At 72.6% G+C, this 4,976-nt stretch carries 4 protein-coding genes; 1 reads left to right on the forward strand and 3 read right to left on the reverse strand.

The features are described from left to right. From E1258_RS29815 to thrS, 3 genes are all read right to left on the reverse strand, one after another. Positions 1-1,035, reverse strand: a 1,035-nt coding sequence (locus tag E1258_RS29815; RefSeq protein WP_132406975.1) for an aldo/keto reductase, incomplete at its 3' end; no start/stop codon positions are given. 75 nt (positions 1,036-1,110) lie between these two features. After that, positions 1,111-1,692: an HIT domain-containing protein gene (locus E1258_RS29820; protein ID WP_371688704.1), complete on the reverse strand. Its 582-nt coding sequence runs from the start codon at positions 1,690-1,692 to the stop codon at positions 1,111-1,113. Positions 1,693-1,841: 149 nt separating this feature from the next. Further along, complete coding sequence (gene thrS, locus E1258_RS29825) at positions 1,842-3,872, reverse strand: threonine--tRNA ligase (RefSeq protein ID WP_132406977.1); 2,031 nt, start codon at positions 3,870-3,872, stop codon at positions 1,842-1,844. A gap of 241 nt (positions 3,873-4,113) precedes the next feature. On the opposite strand from thrS, the gene E1258_RS29830 reads away from it, so the two are divergent. After that, a complete protein-coding gene (locus E1258_RS29830) occupies positions 4,114-4,968 on the forward strand; it encodes a YcnI family protein (protein WP_132406979.1) in 855 nt (284 codons plus the stop codon). Positions 4,969-4,976: the final 8 nt, after the last annotated feature.

Here is a 4,976-nt window from a genome sequence, read left to right on the forward strand (position 1 = left end):
GGGCACGGGCCAGTAGGGGCGGTCGGCGGAACGCAGGGCCGCCGTGCGCAGCGCCGCCAGTCGGCGTTCCACCTCGGCGAAGTGGTCCGGGGTCAGCGGGCCGAGGGCCAGGGCGGCGACGTTCTCTTCCACCTGGGCGACCGTGCGACAGCCCGGGATCGGGATCGCGCGGTCGCTGCGCGCCCAGATCCAGCCCAGCGCACCCTGGGCGAGGGTACGCCCGTCGGCGGTCAGCGCCGCCCGTACCGCACCGACCCGGCGCAGCCACTCCGGGGCGGGACGACCGCTGCGGAACCATTCCAGCCAGCTCGCCGTCGCCCCCCGCACGTCGTCACGGGGCAGCGTGGAGCCGGCGCCGTACTTGCCGGTGAGCAGGCCCATGCCGAGCGGGCCACGGTTGATGCTGGCCAGGTCGTACTTGTCGCAGACGGCGAGCAGCCCGGGGGCGTCGCGCAGCACGGACAGGTCGTGCTGCACGGCGGTGCCGAGGCGGGCGCCCTGGCCGACGGCGGTGGCCCGGTCGACCCGGTCGGTGCTCCACCCGTACGCCCGGATCAGCCCCTCGGCGACGAGGTCCTCGCAGGCCGCGAACAGCGCCTGCGCCCGCGGCACCGGCAGGTCGCCCAGGTGTAGCTGGTAGAGGTCGATGCGGTCGGTGTCCAGGCGGCGCAGCGAGTCGACCACGGCCCGGCGCAGGTACGCCGGCGAGGCGTCCTGCCCGGTGGCCTGGCGGGTCGACTCGTCGAACGTGTAGCCCCACTTGGTGGCGATCACGGCCTCGTCGCGCCGGCCGGCGAGGGCCCGGCCGAGGATCCGCTCGCCGTGCCCGGCCCCGTACGTGTCGGCGGTGTCGAAAAGGGTCACGCCGAGGTCGAGCGCCCGGCGGACCGCCCGCACCGACTCGTCATCGTCGACCGCGCCCCAGCCCAGCGGCTGGGCGCCCTCGGCCCAGGGGCCGCCGATGGCCCAGCAGCCCATGCCGAGGGCGCCGACCTCGATGCCGCTGCGGCCCAATGTCCGTGTCGTCACTGCCATCGCCAGATCGTGCCACTCCGCGCCGCGGCGGGGGCAACGAATTCACCGCAACGACACGACCCCGGCCACGGACTGTCAATTCGGCCAGGCGCGGATGAACAGGTTCCGGGTGTCGGCGAGCAGTTGCGGCAGCACCTTCGTCTGCCCGATCACCGGCATGAAGTTGGCGTCGCCGCCCCACCGGGGAACCACGTGCTGGTGCAGGTGCTCGGCAATGCCGGCACCGGCCACGCCACCCTGGTTCATGCCCAGGTTGAACCCGTGCGCGTTGCTGACCCGCCGCACCACCCGCATGGCGGTCTGGGTGAACGCCGCCAGCTCGGCGGTCTCGGCGAGGTCGAGGTCGGTGTAGTCGGGCACGTGCCGGTAGGGGCAGACCAGCAGGTGCCCCGGGTTGTAGGGGTACAGGTTGAGCACCGCGAAGACGCGCTCGCCCCGGGCCACCACCAGGCTCTCCTCCGCCGGCAGCCTCGGGGCCAGGCAGAACGGGCAGCCGTCGGGCTTGTCGTACCCACCCTCGGGACGGTCCTCGCCGGAGACGTACGTCATCCGGTGCGGGGTCCAGAGCCGTTCCAGCCCGTCGGTCATGCCGTTGCCCGCATGCCGTTCCAGCCCGTCGGTCACGCCGTTGCCCGTGTGCCGTTCCGCCCCTGTCACGCCGTCGATCCTACGTTCCCGGCGGCGTCCGCCCCAGCCGTGCGAACCGGCGGCCGGCAGCCGGCGACCGGGTGGGGTCGACACGCGGACGCCGGGGCGGACAGGGGGTGAAACGGGGGCCGCGGCTCGCGGCGGGACCGGGCCGGACCTCAGACCTCGGCCGACGGCCCGGTGTTGCTGCGGGAGTTGACCACGTCGAGCACGTGGGCCAACGCCTTTGCGGTCGGCACGCCGTTGCGTTGCGAGCCGTCCCGATACCGGAACGACACCGTGCCGGCGGCCACGTCGTCGTCCCCGGCGATCACCATGAACGGGATCTTCTGCTGCTGGGCCGTACGGATCTTCTTCTGCATCCGGTCGTCACCCGCGTCCACCTGGGCCCGGATGCCCTCGGCGCGCAGCGCCGCGACGAACCCGCGCAGGTAGTCGGTGTGGTCCTCGCGGATCGGGATGCCCACCACCTGCACCGGGGCCAGCCAGGCCGGGAACGCCCCCGCGTAGTGCTCGGTGAGCACGCCGAAGAACCGCTCGATCGAACCGAACAGCGCCCGGTGGATCATCACGGGTCGCTGCCGGGTGCCGTCGGCGGCCTGGTACTCCAGGCCGAACCGCTCGGGCAGGTTGAAGTCGACCTGGATCGTGGACATCTGCCAGGTCCGCCCGATGGCGTCCTTGGCCTGCACGGAGATCTTCGGCCCGTAGAAGGCCGCGCCGGCCGGGTCGGGAACCAGGTGCAGGCCGGACTCCTCGGCGGCGGTGCGCAGCGCTTCCGTCGCCCGATCCCAGTTCTCGTCGGTGCCGACCGACTTCTCCGGGTTGCGAGTGGACAGTTCCAGGTAGAAGTCGTCCAGGCCGTAGTCGCGCAGCAGCTCGAGCACGAAGGCGAGCAGGGACTTCAGCTCCCCCGCCATCTGCTCCTCGGTGCAGAAGATGTGCGCGTCATCCTGGGTCATCCCCCGGACCCGGGTCAGGCCGTGCACCACACCGGACTTCTCGTACCGGTAGACCGTGCCGAACTCGAACATCCGCAGCGGCAGCTCCCGGTAGGAGCGACCCCGGGACCGGAAGATCAGGTCGTGCATCGGGCAGTTCATCGGCTTGAGGTAGTAGTTCGCGCCCTCGACCTCCATGGGCGGGAACATCCCGTCGGCGTACCAGTCGAGGTGCCCGGAGACCTCGTACAGGTGACCCTTGGTGATGTGCGGGGTGTTGACGAAGGCGTACCCCGCCTCCTCGTGCTTGATCCGCGAGTAGTTCTCCATCTCCCGGCGGATGATCCCGCCCTTGGGGTGGAAGACCGCCAGCCCGGAGCCGAGCTCGTCGGGGAAGCTGAACAGGTCCAGGTCGACGCCGAGCTTGCGGTGGTCGCGGCGGGCGGCCTCCTCGAGGAGCTTCAGGTACGCCTTCAGCTCGTCGCGGGTCGGCCAGGCGGTGCCGTACACCCGCTGCAACTGCGGGTTCTTCTCACTGCCCCGCCAGTACGCGGCGGCCGAGCGCATGAGCTTGAACGCGCCGATCAGCCGGGTGTTCGGCAGGTGCGGGCCCCGGCACAGGTCCGACCAACAGACCTTCTCCTCCTTGGCATCGAGGTTGTCGTAGATGGTCAGCTCGCCACCGCCGACCTCCATCACCTCGGAGGAGTCCAACCCCTCACCCTCGACGTCGCCCTGCTCCTGCTCGCCCTTCAGGTCGACGAGCTCCAGCTTGAACGGCTCGGCGGCCAGCTCGGCCTTCGCCTCGTCGAGGCTGGCGAACCGCCGCCGCCGGAACCGCTGCCCGGACTTGACGATCTCCTGCATCCGCTTCTCGAGCTTCGCCAGGTCGTCGGGCTGGAACGGCTTGTCGACGGCGAAGTCGTAGTAGAAGCCGTTCTCGATCGGCGGGCCGATGCCGAGCTTCGCCTCCGGGAAGACGTCCTGCACCGCCTGGGCGAGCACGTGCGCGGTCGAGTGGCGCAGCACGTTGAGCCCGTCCGGGCTGTCGAGGGCGACCGGCTCGACGGTGGTGTCCTCGGCCGGCACCCAGTCCAGGTCGCGCAGGTTGCCCTGCGGGTCGCGGACCACGACGACCGCCTTCGGACCGCTGGACGGCAGCCCGGTCGCGGCCACCGCGTCGGCCGCCGTCGTCCCGGCGGCGACGACGACGGGGTCGGCCACGACGGGGATACGGGGTGCGGACACGGTGACTCCTCCAGCTGACGACAGATGCGGCCGGCTGACCGCCCCCGCTGATGCTAGCGGGCAAGGAAGGGCCCCTTCTTATCGCATTCCGTAGAGGAAGGGCCCCTTGTCAACGCCGGGCCCGGCAGCGGGTCCGACGGCAGCCGGCGCGGATTGAACCTTTCGGCCGTCCCAGCCGAACTATCGGGTGGGGCCGGTGTCGGTGCGGCCGGAGGAAGACGAAGGGCGGGCGAGAGTGGCGATGATCGGCAGGGACAACCGGCGGCTCCGGATTTCGGCGGCGGCCGTCCTGGCCGTCGTCGCCGCCGCGCTGGGCTGGCCGGGCACGGCGCTGGCGGCGGACGTGACGAGCACCCCTGAGCAGGCCCGGCAGGGCGACCCGGTACGGCTGGAGATCGTCGTTCCCGAGGAGCGCCCGGGTGCCCGGACCGAGCGGATCGAGCTGCGGCTGCCGGCGGCGGCGCCAGTCGGCGAGGCGTACCCGATGTCGGTGACCGGCTGGGCGCCCCGGATCACTACCCGGAAGCTGACCGAGCCGATTTCCGGCATCCACGGCACGACGATGGACACGGTCACCGCCTCGGTGATCTGGGCCCGGGCCAAGGGGGCCCCCGCCGGCCCGGCCCGGCTCGCCGTCTCCATGGGGCCGCTGCCCCAGGCCGACCGGATGGTGTTCGAGGTGGTGCAGACGTACTCCGACGGCACGGTGGTGCGGTGGGCCGACCCGGCCGGCGGGCCGCGTCCGGCTCCGGTACTGACCCTGCTGCCGGCGGCGAGCGGACATGGTGGGCAGACGGCCACCGGCGCGCACGCCGGGGGGCCGTCGGACCGGGCGGCGGCCGCCACCTCCGACGACGACGCGGAGGGCGACCGCGGGAGAACGGACGCCCTGCTGGCGGCGGGGTTGGTCGCGGGGCTCGGCGGCGGCGCCGCGCTCGGTTGGCTGGCGACCCGGTGGCGGCGACGAACCGACCCGGACGGGGCGGGCGGGCACGAGTTCGACGAGCTGCGCCGGATCCTCGACGGCGACCTTCCCCCGCCGGGCACGGACGCGACGGTCGCCGCGGCGGAGGAGCCGCAGCCGGCGGGGCGGTAGGCCAGACG

This window comes from Micromonospora sp. KC207, assembly GCF_004348615.1.
In the GTDB taxonomy this organism is placed as follows: domain Bacteria; phylum Actinomycetota; class Actinomycetes; order Mycobacteriales; family Micromonosporaceae; genus Micromonospora.